At 27.4% G+C, this 16667-nt stretch carries 18 protein-coding genes; 15 read left to right on the top strand and 3 right to left on the bottom strand.

The genetic code is table 11. The features are described 5' to 3' along the window. Positions 1-225 precede the first annotated feature (225 nt). The 14 genes from J2S18_RS01395 to J2S18_RS01330 all read left to right on the top strand — a co-directional run bounded on the left by J2S18_RS01395 (position 226) and on the right by J2S18_RS01330 (position 12277). Positions 226-654 (top strand): NfeD family protein, encoded by a 429-nt coding sequence (locus J2S18_RS01395; protein ID WP_307482271.1) that lies wholly within the window; start codon positions 226-228, stop codon positions 652-654. 11 nt (positions 655-665) lie between these two features. After that, on the top strand, positions 666-1607 hold the full coding sequence (locus J2S18_RS01390; protein WP_307482269.1) for an SPFH domain-containing protein: 942 nt from the start codon (positions 666-668) through the stop codon (positions 1605-1607). A gap of 143 nt (positions 1608-1750) precedes the next feature. Continuing rightward, entirely contained in the window at positions 1751-2092 is a 342-nt protein-coding gene (locus tag J2S18_RS01385) for a hypothetical protein (RefSeq protein ID WP_307482266.1), read from the top strand. 94 nt (positions 2093-2186) lie between these two features. Beyond that, entirely contained in the window at positions 2187-2999 is an 813-nt protein-coding gene (locus J2S18_RS01380) for an amino acid ABC transporter substrate-binding protein (protein ID WP_307482263.1), read from the top strand. Beyond that, complete coding sequence (locus J2S18_RS01375; protein WP_307483507.1) at positions 2999-3637, top strand: amino acid ABC transporter permease; 639 nt, start codon at positions 2999-3001, stop codon at positions 3635-3637. The genes J2S18_RS01380 and J2S18_RS01375 overlap by 1 nt, the downstream gene beginning before the upstream one ends. 11 nt (positions 3638-3648) lie before the next feature. Continuing rightward, on the top strand, positions 3649-4311 hold the full coding sequence (locus J2S18_RS01370) for an amino acid ABC transporter ATP-binding protein (RefSeq protein ID WP_307482259.1): 663 nt from the start codon (positions 3649-3651) through the stop codon (positions 4309-4311). Positions 4312-4449: 138 nt separating this feature from the next. After that, the gene (locus J2S18_RS01365) at positions 4450-4875 is read left to right on the top strand and encodes a flavodoxin (protein ID WP_307483505.1); all 426 of its coding nucleotides are present in this window, start codon (positions 4450-4452) and stop codon (positions 4873-4875) included. Between the two features lie 186 nt (positions 4876-5061). Beyond that, positions 5062-5487 (top strand): flavodoxin, encoded by a 426-nt coding sequence (locus J2S18_RS01360; protein WP_307482256.1) that lies wholly within the window; start codon positions 5062-5064, stop codon positions 5485-5487. A 22-nt stretch (positions 5488-5509) separates the two neighbouring features. Further along, positions 5510-6151 carry a DUF3793 family protein gene (locus J2S18_RS01355; RefSeq protein WP_307482253.1) on the top strand — a complete coding sequence of 214 codons (642 nt, stop codon included), beginning with the start codon at positions 5510-5512 and terminating at the stop codon, positions 6149-6151. 255 nt (positions 6152-6406) lie between these two features. After that, positions 6407-8011, top strand: a complete 1605-nt coding sequence (locus J2S18_RS01350) for a ClC family H(+)/Cl(-) exchange transporter (protein WP_307482249.1) — start codon at positions 6407-6409, stop codon at positions 8009-8011. Positions 8012-8093: 82 nt separating this feature from the next. Beyond that, entirely contained in the window at positions 8094-8867 is a 774-nt protein-coding gene (locus tag J2S18_RS01345) for a nuclease-related domain-containing protein (RefSeq protein WP_307482246.1), read from the top strand. Positions 8868-9284: 417 nt separating this feature from the next. Beyond that, on the top strand, positions 9285-10682 hold the full coding sequence (locus J2S18_RS01340; RefSeq protein ID WP_370873748.1) for a peptide MFS transporter: 1398 nt from the start codon (positions 9285-9287) through the stop codon (positions 10680-10682). A 217-nt stretch (positions 10683-10899) separates the two neighbouring features. Next, positions 10900-11427, top strand: a complete 528-nt coding sequence (locus tag J2S18_RS01335) for an ECF transporter S component (protein ID WP_307482241.1) — start codon at positions 10900-10902, stop codon at positions 11425-11427. Between the two features lie 16 nt (positions 11428-11443). Continuing rightward, on the top strand, positions 11444-12277 hold the full coding sequence (locus J2S18_RS01330; protein ID WP_307482238.1) for a pyridoxamine kinase: 834 nt from the start codon (positions 11444-11446) through the stop codon (positions 12275-12277). A gap of 28 nt (positions 12278-12305) precedes the next feature. On the opposite strand, the gene J2S18_RS01325 is transcribed toward J2S18_RS01330, so the two are convergent. The 3 genes from J2S18_RS01325 to J2S18_RS01315 are packed head-to-tail and all read right to left on the bottom strand — an operon-like array spanning position 12306 to position 14356. Further along, positions 12306-12806, bottom strand: a complete 501-nt coding sequence (locus J2S18_RS01325; protein ID WP_307482234.1) for a hypothetical protein — start codon at positions 12804-12806, stop codon at positions 12306-12308. A gap of 26 nt (positions 12807-12832) precedes the next feature. Next, positions 12833-13453: a J domain-containing protein gene (locus tag J2S18_RS01320; RefSeq protein WP_307482231.1), complete on the bottom strand. Its 621-nt coding sequence runs from the start codon at positions 13451-13453 to the stop codon at positions 12833-12835. After that, positions 13454-14356, bottom strand: a complete 903-nt coding sequence (locus J2S18_RS01315) for a DUF5685 family protein (protein ID WP_307482229.1) — start codon at positions 14354-14356, stop codon at positions 13454-13456. A 204-nt stretch (positions 14357-14560) separates the two neighbouring features. On the opposite strand from J2S18_RS01315, the gene J2S18_RS01310 reads away from it, so the two are divergent. Continuing rightward, positions 14561-16651 carry an efflux RND transporter permease subunit gene (locus J2S18_RS01310; RefSeq protein ID WP_307482226.1) on the top strand — a complete coding sequence of 697 codons (2091 nt, stop codon included), beginning with the start codon at positions 14561-14563 and terminating at the stop codon, positions 16649-16651. Positions 16652-16667: the final 16 nt, after the last annotated feature.

The following is a 16667-nucleotide window of genomic DNA, read 5'->3' as shown; positions in this document are numbered from 1 at the left end:
ATAATAAGATGAAAATATTAGAAAATCAATGAAAACAAGAGAGAAGTTTATTAAGTCGTCTTTAAATAGTATCAAATACCTTTTAAAAGGTTAAAATAAAATTTGTAAAGGGATAATAAAGAATATATAATTAAATTACAAAATTCAATTACTGAAATTGTAAAATTCAAGGATAATTATACATTTAAATGATATAATTGAAATATCTAAAAAGGAGGGGGAAAAATGCATTTAATTTTAGTGTGGATTGGAATTGCTATTGCAATGGTTATCATTGATTTAGCTACTAGTGCTTTTCTATTTTCTTGGATTGGACTTGGAGCTATAGCTGCTGTTCTTTGTGATCTATTAAACTTTAGTCTTTTAGTACAAATTATAGTATTTACTGTAGTTAGTTTAATAGCTATAGGTATTGGTTATCCTTGGGCAAAGAAAAAATTTAAAACTGATATAAAAACAACTCCATTAATGGAGGAAACTTATATTGGTTTGATTTTGGACTCAGAGAAAATCATTAAAGAAACAGGATTAGTTAAGGTAGGAGGTGTATATTGGACTGTAATAAATGAAGGAGAGGAAATTAAAAAGGGGGATCAATTTATTATTACAGGTATTGAAGGAACAAAGTTAATGATTAAAAAATATAAAAAATAGGAGGAATAATAATGGCAGGACTAATTGTTTTAATAGTTATTATTGCATTAGTATTAATAACTATTTTATCATCAATAAAAATTGTAAATACAGGATATCTTTATGTAGTAGAGAGGTTTGGACAATTCCATAGAGTTTTAGAACCAGGATGGCATGTAACAATTCCTTTTGCTGATTTTGTAAGAAAGAAGGTTTCAACAAAACAACAAATAATAGACGTACCACCACAAACAGTTATTACAAAGGATAATGTTAATATATCAGTAGACAATGTTATATTCTATAAACTTTTAAATGCAAAGGATGCAGTATATAATATTGAAGATTATAGAGCAGGTATAGTGTATTCAGCAACAACGAACATAAGAAATATAATTGGTAATATGACTTTAGATGAAGTTTTATCAGGAAGAGATAAAATAAATCAAGAATTATTAATTATAATTGATGAAATTACAGATGCATATGGAATAAAAATATTATCAGTAGAAATAAAAAATATTATTCCACCAGCTGAAATACAAAATGCAATGGAAAAGCAAATGAAGGCAGAAAGAGATAAGAGAGCTATGATTCTTCAAGCAGAAGGAGGAAGACAATCTCAAATCGAAAAGGCAGAAGGAGAAAAGCAAGCTAGAATACTAGATGCAGAAGCTCAAAAAGAAGCTCAAATAAGAAAAGCTGAAGGATTAAAGGAATCTCAACTTTTAGAGGCAGAAGGTAAAGCAAAAGCTATAGAAGAAATAGCAAAGGCAGAGGCTGAAGCTGTAAGAATGGTAAATGCAGCAATTTTAGAGTCAGGAACTGATGAAAGAGTTATTGCATTAAAACAAATTGAAGCTTTAAAAGAAATGGCTGTAAATCCTGCGAATAAACTTATATTACCAAATGAAACATTATCTTCTTTAGGTAGTATAGCGGCAATTGCAGAAATGTTAAAAGATAATAAATAAATATAATAATTAATAAAAACTTCTAGAAGAATTTTCTTCTAGAAGTTTTTTATATTAACAATGTGTAAAAGTTTTGAAAAAACAGTTGAAAATTTGAATGAAAAAATCATAATATAAGTATATCTTGATAAAAGGAGGAGTGTATGAAGAAGAAATCATTTATAAGTTTATTCGTTGTAGTATTATTAGCAATAGCCTTAAGTGGTTGTACAAAAGATAACAAAGTTGAAGTAGATAACACTTCTAATCATGAGAGTAACGTAAAAGATCAAGATAAAAACATTTCATTAAATATTGATTTGTCTGATAGTGATATTCATAAAGATAAAAGTAATGTGGATAATTTAATTGGTGAATATAAACAAATAAAAAAAGGTTTAGATAAAAGTAAAAATAATATACAAAATGAATTAAAAGGTAATAATACAGTTACTGGACATGAAGATAAGGTAACAGGTACCTTAAAAGAGTTACTTAATAAGTAAAAAAAACTTCAAGAAGATTTCTTGAGGTTTTTTATTTAAATTATTGACTTTATTGATTTAGCGTGATAAAGTAATAAAGCAAGGAGGGGGAGTAATGAAGAAAACAGGAATTAATTTAATTGTATGGGTTTTAGTTGTACTAATAGGAGCAGCACTTATACATATTTTAAATAAAAATAATTATAAAAGAGATGAAAATACAATTGTAATAGGATATGATGATACTTTTGTTCCTATGGGTTTTATAAATAACAATGGGAAAGTAGTTGGCTTTGATATAGATTTAGCTAAAGAAGTAGGAAAAAAGATAAATAAAAAAATAGTATTCCAGCCAATTGATTGGACAATGAAAGAAACAGAACTTAGAAACAAAGAAATAGATTTAATATGGAATGGATATTCCATTACAAAAGACAGGGAAAAAGAAGTAGATTTTTCAACCCCTTATATAGCAGATAGACAAGTTATAATAGTTAGAGCAAATTCAAAGATAAAAGATAAAAAAGATTTTAAAAATAAAAAACTTGGAGTACAAGCAGCATCAAGTGCATCAGATGCTGTTATGAAGGATAAGAATTTTGTAAATAATCTAAGTGGAGGAAATTTTGTATCATACCAATCAAATAATGATGCATTAATGGATTTAGATGCAGGAAGAATAGATGGAGTTGTGGCAGATGAAGTTCTTGCAAGATATTATATGAATGCACGTGGAAATGAAAAATATAAAGTTTTAAAAGATGATTTTGGAAAGGAATATTTTGCTGTTGGTATGAGAAAGGGAGATACTTCTATGCAAAAGGAAATAAATAAAGGATTAAGAGCTGTAATAGAAGATAAGAGTGCAGAAAAAATATCAATTAAGTGGTTTGGAAAAGATATAGTGCTTAAGGAGGGACAAAAATGATAAATTTTGAAGTATTACTTCCTCAAATATTAGGAGGATTAAAAATTACTCTTGGGGTATTTGTTTTAACATTAATTATATCAATACCTTTAGGAATGATAACAGCAATAGGAAGAGTTAAAGGTAATAAATTATCTAAAACAATTATTGATTTATATATTTTAATTATGAGGGGAACACCATTACTTTTACAAATAATATTTATTTTCTTTGGACTTCCTTTAATAGGAATAAGATTTGGTAGATTTAATGCAGCTGTAATTGCTTTTGTATTAAATTATGGGGCATACTTTGCAGAAATATTTAGAGCTGGTATTGAGTCAATAGATAAGGGCCAATTTGAAGCTTGTGAGATGCTTGGATTATCAGAGTGGGATATTTATACTAGAATAGTTATTCCACAGGCATTTAAGGTTGTAATTCCTCCAATAGGTAATGAGGTAATAAACCTAATTAAAGATACAGCCCTTGTTTATATAGTTGGACTTCAAGATATTTTAATGGTTGGAAAAATAGCAACAAATAGAGAAGCTTCACTTTTTCCATTAGTAATTGTAGGAGCAATATATTTAATATTAGTAATTATATTAACTAATATATTTAAAAGTCTTGAGAAAAGAAATAATTATTATAGATAGGAGGTAATATTATGTTAGATATTAAAGGAATCAAAAAAAGTTTTGGAAATAATAATGTTTTTGAAAATTTAAATTTAAATATAGAAAAGGGGAAGACTGTTGTTGTAGTTGGAAGGTCAGGAGAAGGGAAAACAACTCTTTTAAGATGTATTACAGGCCTTGAAAAATGTGATGATGGAGAAATAAAAATAAATAATAAAGTATTTTGTAAAAATGGGGAATATGTTCAAGGAAAAGAATTAAAAGAAGTTAGAAAGGATATAGGAGTTGTATTTCAAAACTTTAATCTCTTTCCACATATGACAGTACTTGAAAATATTATTGAAGCTCCAATTAAAGTATTAAAGAAAAATAAAGAAGAGGCAATTATAATTGGAAAGTCTATATTAAAAAGCTTATCAATGGATGGAAAAGAAGATAGCTATCCTTGTGAACTTTCAGGTGGACAAATGCAAAGAGTTGCTATTGCAAGAGCTTTAGCTATGGAACCTAAAGTACTATGCTTTGATGAACCAACCTCAGCCTTAGACCCTAAAACTACTCTAGAAGTTAGTGAAATTATAAAAGATTTAAATAAAAAAGGAATAACAATAATGATTATTACCCATGATATTGCCTTTGCAAATATAGTTGCAAATAAGGTTTTAAAAATGGAAAATGGAGTACTTCAATAAAATTCTTATTGGAGTACTTTTTTTATAAAAATAATTCTGAGTAAAATGATAAGAATTTTTCGAAAAAGTATTGACTTAAAAAATAAAATGATATATATTATTAACAAATAACAATTATCATTTACAAAGAGGAGAGAAATTATGAAAATTAATATTATATATCATTCAAGTACAGGAAATACAGAAGAAATGGCAAACTTAATTGCAAGTGGAGCTAAAGAAAATGGAGCAGAAGTAAATTTAATTACAATGGATGGAGCATCAATTGATGATGTTAAAAATTGTGATATAGTTCTTTTAGGATCACCAGCAATGGGAGCTGAAAATTTAGAAGAAATGGAAGTTGAGCCATTTGTTGAGTCAATAGAAGGAGAAGTTTCAGGAAAGAAAATGATTTTATTTGGATCATTTGGATGGGGCGGTGGAGCCTTCATGACAGAATGGGAAGATAGAATGTTAGATGCAGGAGCTGATCTTTTAGAAAGAGAAGTTGTTGTAAAGGAACTTCCAGAAGGAGAAGATGCTGAAAAGTTAGTTGAACTTGGAAGAAGAATAGCAAAATAGAAATTATTAAACTTATAAATACTCTTACATATAATGTGTAAGAGTATTTTTATTTTTGCCTATTTTTTTATGATGGTTTTAAAATATACTCTTATTTTTAGATAATTTATTGACAAAATAAATAAAAGATAATATACTATCAATAAATAATGATAATCAATATCAATTAAGAAAGAAGATGATAGTATGAAAATTAATATTATTTATTGGACTGGTAGTGGAAATACAGAAGAGATGGCAAACTTAATTGCAAGTGGAGCAAAAGAAGAGGGAGCAGAAGTAAATTTAAAGCATGTAAGTGAAGCAACAGTGGATGATGTTGAAAATTGCGATATAGTTCTTTTAGGATCACCAGCAATGGGAGATGAAGTAATAGAAGAATGTGAAATGGAACCTTTTATTCAATCTATAGAAGGTAATGTTTCAGGAAAGAAAATGATTTTATTTGGATCTTATGGCTGGGGAAGCGGAGAATGGATGACAGCATGGGAAGATAGAATGTTAGATGCAGGAGCTGATCTTTTAGAGAGGGAAGTAATAGCAAATGAATTTCCAGAAGGTGAAGATAAGAATAAATTAATAGAACTTGGTAAAAATATAGTAAATAGATAATAAGTACATAGGAGTGTTGAGGATGGAAATAAAAATTAAGCAGTTTATGAATAAATTAAAATATATGGATGACATAGAACATTTTGACAAATATATGTTGTTTTTATTAGCCCCCGTTGTAAGTGGTCTTAAGCCATCTTCAACAATTACTCTAAGTAAAGAAAGTATTGAATATAATACTTGGAACTATTACAAAGATGACTTTTTAAAAAAATTTAGCTTAAAACATATATTACTTAGAGAGGATAACAAAGCAATAATATTATTAATATACGAAGAAAATAGATTAAAAGACTTTATAAATAATGAAAGCACTGTAAATTTTTTATCAAAGTTAGGATATAATCTTAAATTAGACTTAGATATTACATTACATAAATTAGTTGAGAGATATAACAAATTCCATTGTCCCCATGAACTTGGAGTATTTTTAGGTATTCCACTGGAAGATGTTATAGATTTTATGGAATGTACAACTAAGAAATGCTTGTTATGTGGATATTGGAAAGTATTTAACAACTCTAAAAATGCTGAAGAAATTTTTGAAAGTTATGATAGGTCAAAAGGTATTGTCTTAGACTATGTAATTACAGATAGTAAAGTAGAAGATATAATTTTACTATTAAAAAACCAATTTAAAAATGAATTTAAAATGGTATGTTAAAGGAGCCTTAAAGGCTCTTTTATAATATATAATTAAATATTATATTATAAGATTTTTTTATTATATCTTTGAACTTAAAATAGAATATATAGAAGGAATATGTAGTATTATGTACAAATTTAAGAGAATTTTAGAAGTAATAGGGTTAAATTGCAGTTAATAGTTAATATTTAGATGTTTTAGAAGATATAATTATTTTATAAAGAGGTTAATAAGTTATATAATAATAAGTAGACTGTAATTTAAGGGGGAAGTATGATGAAAAAGATAAAAGAAGGAGTCAGCGATATTTTTCCCAATAGGAATAATTTGAAAATTAGATTAATATGGGAATCAGCGCTTATAGGAATAATTACAGGGTTAATTATTGTTGCAAATAGATTGTTAGTTGAAAAACTATCTCCTGTATTAATTAAATTTTATACATATTCTAAGGGGCATCCATTGACGATAATATTAGCCTTTTTAATTTTAGGGGCTATGGGATTTTTTGTTGGATGTTTGGTAAAAAGAGATTCTATGATTTCAGGAAGTGGTATACCACAAGTTGAAGGCATACTTATGAAAAGACTTAAAGTTAACTGGCTTAGAGTTCTAGTTTATAAATTTATAGGTGGAACAATGGCATTAGTTGCAGGTTTATCTGTTGGACGTGAAGGACCATCAGTACAAATGGGTGCTTCTGTAGGTCAAGGTTTTTCAGAGGTATGTAAAAGGGTAAATATAGAAGATAAATTTTTAATTACAAGTGGTGCAAGTGCAGGTCTTGCAGGAGCATTTAATGCACCTTTATCAGGTGTTATTTTTGCCCTAGAAGAAGTTCATAAAAACTTTTCACCATTAGTATTATTATCAGCAATGTCAGCATCTATTGCTGCTGATTTTATGTGCAAAAACTTTTTAGGACTTAAACCATCACTTGGTTTTTCAAATGTAAGTGTATTTCCATTAAAATATTACTGGGCACTTATAATATTAGGAATAGTTGTTGGTTTTACTGGAGTGGCTTTTAGTAAGGGAATACTTAAAACTCAAGATATTTATGCATCATTTAAAAAGGTTCCTGTTCAAGTAAAGGTTATGGTACCATTTTTATGTGCAGGATTAATAGGTCTTACAGCACCAATTCTTTTAGGTGGTGGACATAAACTTATAATGAGTTTAGTTAATGGGGGATTCTCAATACAAATTCTACTTTTATTTTTATTAGTTAAATATTTATTTACATTTATAAGTTTTGGATCTAATGCTCCAGGAGGAATCTTCTTTCCTTTATTAGTATTAGGGGCAATAGTTGGAAATATTTTTGGAATAATTATTTGCAAATCTACTAGTATACCAGCAATGTACATAATAAATTTTATAATACTTGCAATGGCAGGTCATTTTGCCTCAATAGTAAAGGCGCCAATTACAGGAATAATATTAATTACAGAAATGTCAGGTTCCTTTGAGCATTTATTAGCACTTACTATTGTTGTAATAGTTTCATATGTAACATCAGATATATTAAAGTCAGAACCTATATATGAAAGTCTTTTAGAAAAAAGGCTTAAAAAGATGGATAATAATAAAGGGGAAGATAGTGAAACTACAGCCTATATTAAGAAAACATTACTTGAATTATCAGTATTTATGGGAAGTAAGGTTGAAGGCGAGCTTATAAAAAGTATAGAATGGCCAGAGGATTGCCTTTTAGTTGCTATAAAAAGAGGTGGAAAAGAAATTATACCAAATGGTAGTACAAGGATACTATCAGGAGATTTCTTAGTTGTTCTTGTAGATGAAGATAAATCAGCAGATGCATTAGAAAAGTTACAGGAACTTTCTTCTAAAGTACAAATTGAAGAATGGTTATAATATAATATTTTGGTAATACTAAGAAAGGGTTAGATTAAATTCTAACCCTTTAGTTGTAATTTAAGATAAAAGGTGTGATTAAATGGCCATTCTAGTTAAGATGAATGAAATTAAAAATAAACAAATAGGAAAATTTGAATTAAATAAATTTTCAACAGTAGTTACTTTTTTAATTAGTATGATTATTGTTAAATTTATTTTTGAATTAATAAATAAGGTATTTACTATTTATAATTTATTAGGAGATTTTGAAGATTTAGTTATTATAGTATTAGCATTAATTTTAACCTATTTTTACTCTAAAAAAAGATACTTAAAAAAGCATCATAATGATAATGGATTTATTAAGCTAAAAAGAGAAGAAGCTTCATATGAAAATGTTATTCCAAAGGTATTAACTAATTTAAATGATGATAACTACATATTAAAGAATTTAAGTTTTAAAGGAAAAAAAGGAATAAATAACATAGATACAGTTATAATAAACAAAATGGGAGCATTTATTATATACATTAAAAATGATAAAGGAATAATTTCAGGAAAGTTAGAGGAGAATAAATGGCAGTCAAATTTAAATGGAAAGATTAAAAAGATAAATAATCCCATATTATCAGTAATAAAGCAAAAGAATAGATTTGAAGAGTATCTAAAGGACAATGGATATGATATAGATGTTATACCTATAATATATTATGATAATAAAGAGGTTGAAATTAATGTAAAGTTTAATGTTGATGAAGTAGCTATTTTTAATGAATCTGGAGATGAAAATTTAATTGAGTATATAAATAGTTATAAATCAAAAATTAATATAAATTTTGAAGATGTATTAGAAATGATTTTAAACATAAAATAGAAATTTAAGTAACTAGTAATAAAAAATATTGCTAGTTATTTTCATATAAAAATAATTAAAAAATAAAAGCAATTAGAAAGGTGAGTGGAACTTAATGGCATTTAAGTAAAATAAATATTTTTAAATTAAATCTTGCAATTGTATCTTATAAAAAGCCATTTGTACTATAGAGGAATACAGCAAAAAAGCAATACATAAATAATTAAAAAAATAATATAATACCAATAATATTTTAAAATTAATAAAAAAGTAGCATTTATAATAATAAAATATTATTGAAAAGTGGAGAAAAAATTTAAAGGAATAATAAATAACTTGAATTTTAAGTGCTGAAATGATACAATTTCATAGTAACCAAAAAGAACAAAAAGAATTTTGGGATATCATTAATTGCAAAATAAGCAAAGACATAAACAAATGAAAAGGGGAATTTTTATGACAACATTAGACGTATCTGTTAAAAAGAGTAGGTTAAAACACCCACCAGGTCTTTATCTATTGTTCTTAACAGAAATGTGGGAGAGATTCAGTTATTATGGTTTAAGATCACTTTTAATGCTTTACTTAACAGTAAGCTTTGTACAAGGTGGTTTAGGATACAGTGTAAGTTCAGGTGCCTTTATATATGCAGTTTATACAGGCTTTACATATTTTACTCCTATAATTGGAGGATGGCTTGCAGATAATTTCTTGGGACAAAAAAAGGCTATAATAATTGGAGCAATTATTATGGCAATTGGAAATTTTGCTTTATTCGTAGATGGAAGTAGAATTGGTCTTTACATAGGATTAGCACTATTAATTGCAGGTAACGGATTCTTTAAACCTAACATATCAACAGTAGTAGGTCAGCTTTACGATAAAGAAGATAAGCGTAAAGATTCAGCCTTTACAATATTTTATATGGGAATTAACTTAGGATCATTAATAGCACCTTTAATATGCGGATTATTAGCAGAAGATATTTTTGCAAAAACTGCAAATGGTGCAATTATACATTACGGATTTAAATATGGATTCTTAGCAGCAGCTATAGGAATGGTACTTGGAGCAATTATATTTGTTACATTTGCACCTAAGTATTTAGCTCATGTTGGAGGACTTAATAAAGAAGTTAATAAGACAAATGAATGTAAAGAAGCTAATGCTAATAAACCTTTAACTAAACAAGAAAAGAGAAGAATTGGAGCTATATTAGTTCTTGCAGCATTTGTTATTTTCTTCTGGACAGGTTTTGAACAAGCAGGTAGCTCATTAACAATATTTACTCAAAAGTTAACTAATAGAGAACTATTTGGAATGACAATACCAGTTGCATGGTTCCAATCATGTAATCCAGTATTTGTTTTAATTCTTTCACCAATATTAGCTAAATTATGGATTAGATTAGCTAATAGAGATAAGGGAGATTTACCAGTACCAGTTAAGATGGCAATGGGTATGATCATATTAGGAATAGGATTCTTATTTATGGTTGGAGCTGTTCTTTCAATTGGAGGAGCTGAAAACCCAGTAGCAAAGGCAAGTATGTGGTGGATTGTATTAACATATTTCTGTAATACAGTTGGAGAATTATGTTTATCACCAATAGGTTTATCAATGGTATCAAAACTTGCTCCTATTAAATATGCATCATTATTAATGGGAATATGGATGGCTGCATCAGGTATAGCTAATCTTTCAGCTGGTCTTATAGCATCAAGATTAGAAACTTTTGGACCTTTAGAAATATTCGGAGGAATATCAGCTGTTTGTATAACTCTTGGATTAGTATTATTATTACTTAGCAAAAAAATTGCAAAATTAATGGAATAAGATATATATTAATAGAGCTATTTTCTAAAATTAGAAGATAGCTCTTTTTTTATGTAAAAGAATAAAAAATTAAGTTTTTGGAAAAGAGTAAAAATTTAAGCTTTTAAAGTAAGCTTTTCTTTTAAATGTAAAAAGTGTATGGGTACATTTGACAATGGAATAGGGCAAGAATAATATAAAGTAAGAAATAGTAATTGATAATTTGGAGGAGATAAAAATGAAAAAGATGGGAACGAACAAACTTGTAATGATGGCTATGTTTGCCGCATTAATTTTTTTAGGGACTTATATTCATATAGAAATTCCAATAGGTGGAGGAGTTTCTATGATTCATTTAGGAACAACTGTTATATTTATAGTTGCAGTATTAATTGGAGAGAAGGCGGCTCTTCCAGCAGCAATAGGAAGTGCACTTATGGATGCCTTAACTCCAGCTTTTGCATTATGGGTTATACCAACTTTTATAATTAAAGGAGCAACAGGGTATGTGGCAGGAAAAGTTGCATTTATGAATGGAAAAGAAGGAAGAAGTACAATACAAAATATAATTGGATTTATATTAGGTGGAATAGTATCTTTACTTGGATATTTTATTGTAAATTGGGCAATATTTAAGGGCTGGCAAGGTGCAGTAACTTCACTTTTAACTTCAATAACAACAACAGCAATAGGAGTTTTTATAGCAATTCCATTATCAATGGCTTTAAAGTCAGCAACTAAAGGTTTTGTAGAAAAATTAAACTAAGAAGGGAAGAAAAATTTTGAAGAAACCTATAAAAAGAGCTTTAGTAATACACAGTTTATGTAGCGTTGGAAAAGCATCCCTTACCAATATTATTCCTATAATGAGTATAAAGGGAATAGAAGTATGTCCTATACCTTCTGTTATATTATCAACTCATACAGGGGGATTTAGTAATATAGCCAAATTAGATAGCAAGGATTTTATTGAAAGAGGTATTAATAGTCTATTTTCTAATGAAATCAATTTTGATTTGTTTTTTATTGGATACTTAGGAGAAGTTAAGAAGATAGAAGAAGTTATTAACTTTTTAAAGGAAAGAAAAAATGGATTAGTTATATTAGATACTATATTTGGAGATAACGGAAATTTATATAATGGTTTTACTTTTGAATATGTAAAAAAGATAAGAGAACTTTTAAAGTTTAGTTATGTTATTACTCCAAACTTTACTGAAGCATTATATTTAACTGGTAGAGAAGGGCAATATAATAATAGTTTTAGTTATGATGATATAAAGGATATAGCCTATGATTTAAGAAAACTTGGAGCTAAGAATATAGTAATTACATCTGTTCCTTGTAAGGATAACTTAATTGGAATAGCAGTTTTTGATGAGAATGGATTTAATATTATTAAACATAAGAAATTAGAGAAATCTTATCCTGGTACAGGAGATATTTTTACAGCAGTTATGTCAGCAGAAATTCTTAATGGAAATTCAATAGAGGATAGTGTTAAGAAAGGATCAGATTTTGTAAAAGGTTGTATAGAGTATAGTATGAAATATGATTATAGTACAAAAGAAGGAGTACTATTAGAAAAGCAATTGTATAAATTAATTGAAAAATAATTAAAGGTGGTAAAAAATTACCACCTTTTTATTTTTTATGAAATTTTGATATATAGAAAGTTATTATTAATGTTAATGCATAATCAAAAATAATAAAAGCAAATTGTGCTGCAATTAAAAGTGCCCATAAAGGAAATTTAAAGTTAATATTTCCTACAAAAGATGTAAAAACATAATAACCTATAAATAACATAATATTTGAAAATACTAATTTTAATATTATTTCTAAGGGCAACTTATTAAGCTTTTCTATATAGTATTTAATAAGACCATATATTCCAAAGTAAAGTATAAAAGGAATCATTATTTTTAATGGAATAAAGAAAAAACCTATAATAGAGGAAGCTACATAAACAAAAATACCAGTTTTTATGTTACTTCTCATTATTGCAATAGGTACATAACAGGCTGAAATAGTAAGTATTGCAAATGTATTTATTGGTATTATTAAGTTTATATATAAGGTTATAACAGTTAGTGCAATAAGTATTCCACCAACACTTAAATCTTTAGCCTTTAAATCCTTCATATAAATTAGTACCTCCTAAAGTTTTACTAACAACAGCCTATTAAATCTCCTCCAAAGCATTCGCAAAGAGAATCTAAGCACCATAAGTTTAAGCAACAATTACAAGTATCCATACCATTTGTTCCAGCTGTTCTATATGGATTTCCATAATTTACAGTTCTTTGATTTACTTGATTAAGTGCTTGTCTGTACTCAAAATTATTAGGATCCATATTTACTGCTGTTTGAAGATTTTGAACTCCTGAGTCATACCATCCTTTTTGGATTTTACATATTCCCATTAAAAAGTTCCACTCAGCATTTTGGTTGGATATTGAATTTAATTTAGCCTCAGCAGCATTTATATTTCTCATTTGAATAAGTCTTCTTATTTCTTGAAAAGCATAAGCATCTCCTGAAGTTGAATTATTATAACTACTATTATTGTAGCTATTATTTGTATTATATGAATTATTTGAAGAGTTATTACCCTTTGTTAGGGTATCATAAGCTTGATTTATCTCAGCAAGTTTTTCCTGTGCTAGCTCCTTAAGAGGATTATCACCATATTGGTCTGGATGATATTTTTTTACTAATTTTCTATATGCACTTTTGATTTCTTCTTGGGAAGCTCCTTCTTTTACTCCAAGTATTTCGTATGGATTCATTTATATTTCCCTACCTTTCTTTTTTGTACAATCACATTTATTTGTTATTTTCATATATTTATCCATCATTCCAAGATTGATTATATTTTCTAAAATTTCTTTATTTCTTGTGATTGGAAGTATTTCTAATATTTCTTTGCAAGTATATGCACAATTAAAAATACTAAATTCTATTCTTTGTTTAATATTTTCTAAAAGTTCCTTATAACATAAATTATCCTTATTATATAAGAAATTAATAGGATTAAACTTATTATCTATAATATCCTCTTCTAAATCATCTAATGCATCTATTAGATATATCCATTTTCCAAGGGAATATCCAAAGTTATAAAGATTATTTCTAAGTTCATCAGAATCTTTATTAATTGAATAAGGATATTTTGATAATATTTCTCCAACTATTTTACTAAAGGGATCACATATTTCATCAATTGATGAAAAGTTCTTTTCTTTTTCAAATTTAGTTAAGAGATTTAAATTCTCTTTTATTATATCATTTATATTTAGTATTTCATTTTTAAATTTCTTTTTGTAGGGTGATAAAAAGAAAGCTTCTATTTTGCTTTTTACATTATTATCATCTTCTATATCATCTAATAATTTATAGTAAAAAAGAGATACATTCATACTAGCTGCATAAAAAAGAGCTTCATTATTTAAAACTATAGGTTTTTCTTTTATTGGATGAACTATACATTTTTTCATCTTAACTTCAAGTTCATTAGGATTTAATCCATCTAATAATAGAGCTAAAAAAGTCATATCATAATTTAATGTAATTCTAGGTATATTTCCAAAATATTTTTTTATATGAAAACAAACTCCACAATAATAACTTCTAAATTGATTAAATTCCCTAATTTTTAATTCTGGTTTTAATGGAGTAACATATCCAAACAATTATAAACAACACTCCTTATTTTAGTATAAAAACATTATACAATAGTTCCTTATAAATAAAAACACATTAAAAAACTAAAAAGTTAAGTTATAGGATATTTTCAAAATATTATAAAAAGTGGAATATATAATTGACTAATGGTCATAGAGTGATATAATAAAAATATAATAAATGACCAATAGTCATATGAGGAGGGGAGAACAGTGAAGAAAATTGGTGAATGGATTGCAAATCATACTAAATTGGTATTATTGATAACAGTTATATTAATAGTTCCAGCGGTATTTGGAATGATAAGCACAAGGATTAATTATGATATTTTAAGTTATTTACCACAAAATTTAGATTCTACAAAAGGACAGAAGATTTTAGATGATGTATATTCAGATGCCGCAACTTCAATGCTAATAATTGAAGGTATGCCAGAAAAAGATGTGGTAAACCTTAAAGATAAAATAAAGGAAGTTAAAGGGGTTCAAAATGCACTTTGGATTGATGATGCAGTAGACATATCTGTTCCAAAGGAGATATTACCAGATAAGGTTAAAAGTAAAGTCTTTAGTGGAGATGCCACAATGGTAATTATAAAGTATAAAGGATCAGCAGCATCAGAAAGTACATTAAATGCAATTGGTGAAATAAAAACTATGATGAACAAGCAATGTTTCTTAAGTGGAATGTCAGCTATTATTAAAGATACAAAAGATTTAGCTGATAAAGAAACTCCATTTTATGTAATATTAGCTGTAGTTATTTCATTAGGGGTTTTATTAATTTCAATGGAATCTACTTTTGTACCTATAATATTTTTAGTTTCTATTGGAATTGGAATATTATATAATCTTGGATCTAATATTATATTTGGAGAGATATCCTATATAACAAAAGCACTGGCGGCAGTACTGCAATTAGGAGTTACAATGGACTATTCCATATTCCTAATGCACAGATATGAAGAGGAACTTTTAAGGTTTGATGATAAAAAGGAAGCTATGGCAGAGGCTATATCAACCACAATGTTATCAATTTCAGGTTCATCTTTAACAACAATTGCAGGTTTCTTAGCTTTATGTGCAATGGATTTAACACTTGGAAAAGATATTGGAATTGTAATGGCAAAGGGAGTTGTCCTTGGAGTTATATGTTCTGTAACCGTATTACCAGCACTTATACTTACTTTTGATAAGTTAATACACAGATTTAAACATAAAACAATAATTCCTGAATTTAATAAACTTTCAAAAGTAGTAACTACACATTACAAAGTATTTATTGGAATATTTTTAGTTATGTTATTACCAGCAATTTGGGGTTCAGAACATACAAAGGTTTATTATAACTTAGATGAAACATTACCAAAGGATATGCCATCTATAGTTGCAACTAATAAACTAAAAGATAAGTTTAATATGATGACAACACATTTTGTTCTTGTAAAAGATAACATTAAACCATATAAGATGAAGGAAATGACAAGTAAAATAGAAAAGATAGATGGAATAACTTCAGTACTTTCCTATGATAAGTTAATAGGACCAGCTATGCCGGAGACTTTTATTCCAAAGGATGTAAGGGAAACATTTAAAAAAGGTGGTTATAATCTTATATTAGTAAATTCAGAATATAAGGCAGCAAAAGATGAAGAGAATAAGCAAATTGATGAACTTACAACTATTGCTAAAGAGTATGATAAAGAAGCATTAGTTGCAGGAGAAGGACCTCTTACAAAGGATCTTATAACAACTTCAGATAGAGACTTTAAGATGGTTTCAATATATTCAATAATTGCAATATTTGCAATTATATTAATAGTATTTAAGTCTATATCTGTACCAGTTCTACTAGTTGCAGCTATAGAGTTTGCAATATTTATAAATATGGGAATACCTTATTATACAGGAACTACAATACCATTTGTTGCAAGTATAGTAATAGGAACAATACAACTTGGTGCAACAGTTGACTATGCAATACTTATGACATCTAGATTTAGAGAGGAACTTAGAAAAGGCTATAAAAAACAAGAAGCAATATTAATTGCAGTTAAAGGTTCAGCAAAATCTATAGTAACTTCTGGATTAACATTCTTTGGAGCAACAGGTGCTGTTGCAATAGTTTCTGATATGGCATTAATTAAAAGCCTTTGTTTCTTAATTTCAAGAGGAGCAATAATTAGTATGTTAGTAATTTTATTTATACTTCCATCATTATTATTAGTTTCAGAAGGCTTAATTAATAAAACATCAATTAAATGGCGTACAGAACCTGAAAATTTAAAAGAAGAAACAGTATAAAGGTAGGGTGATAGTA

It is taken from the genome of Eubacterium multiforme, assembly GCF_030813415.1.
Classification (GTDB): domain Bacteria; phylum Bacillota; class Clostridia; order Clostridiales; family Clostridiaceae; genus Clostridium; species Clostridium multiforme.
This window is presented reverse-complemented; position numbering and strand designations above follow the sequence as displayed.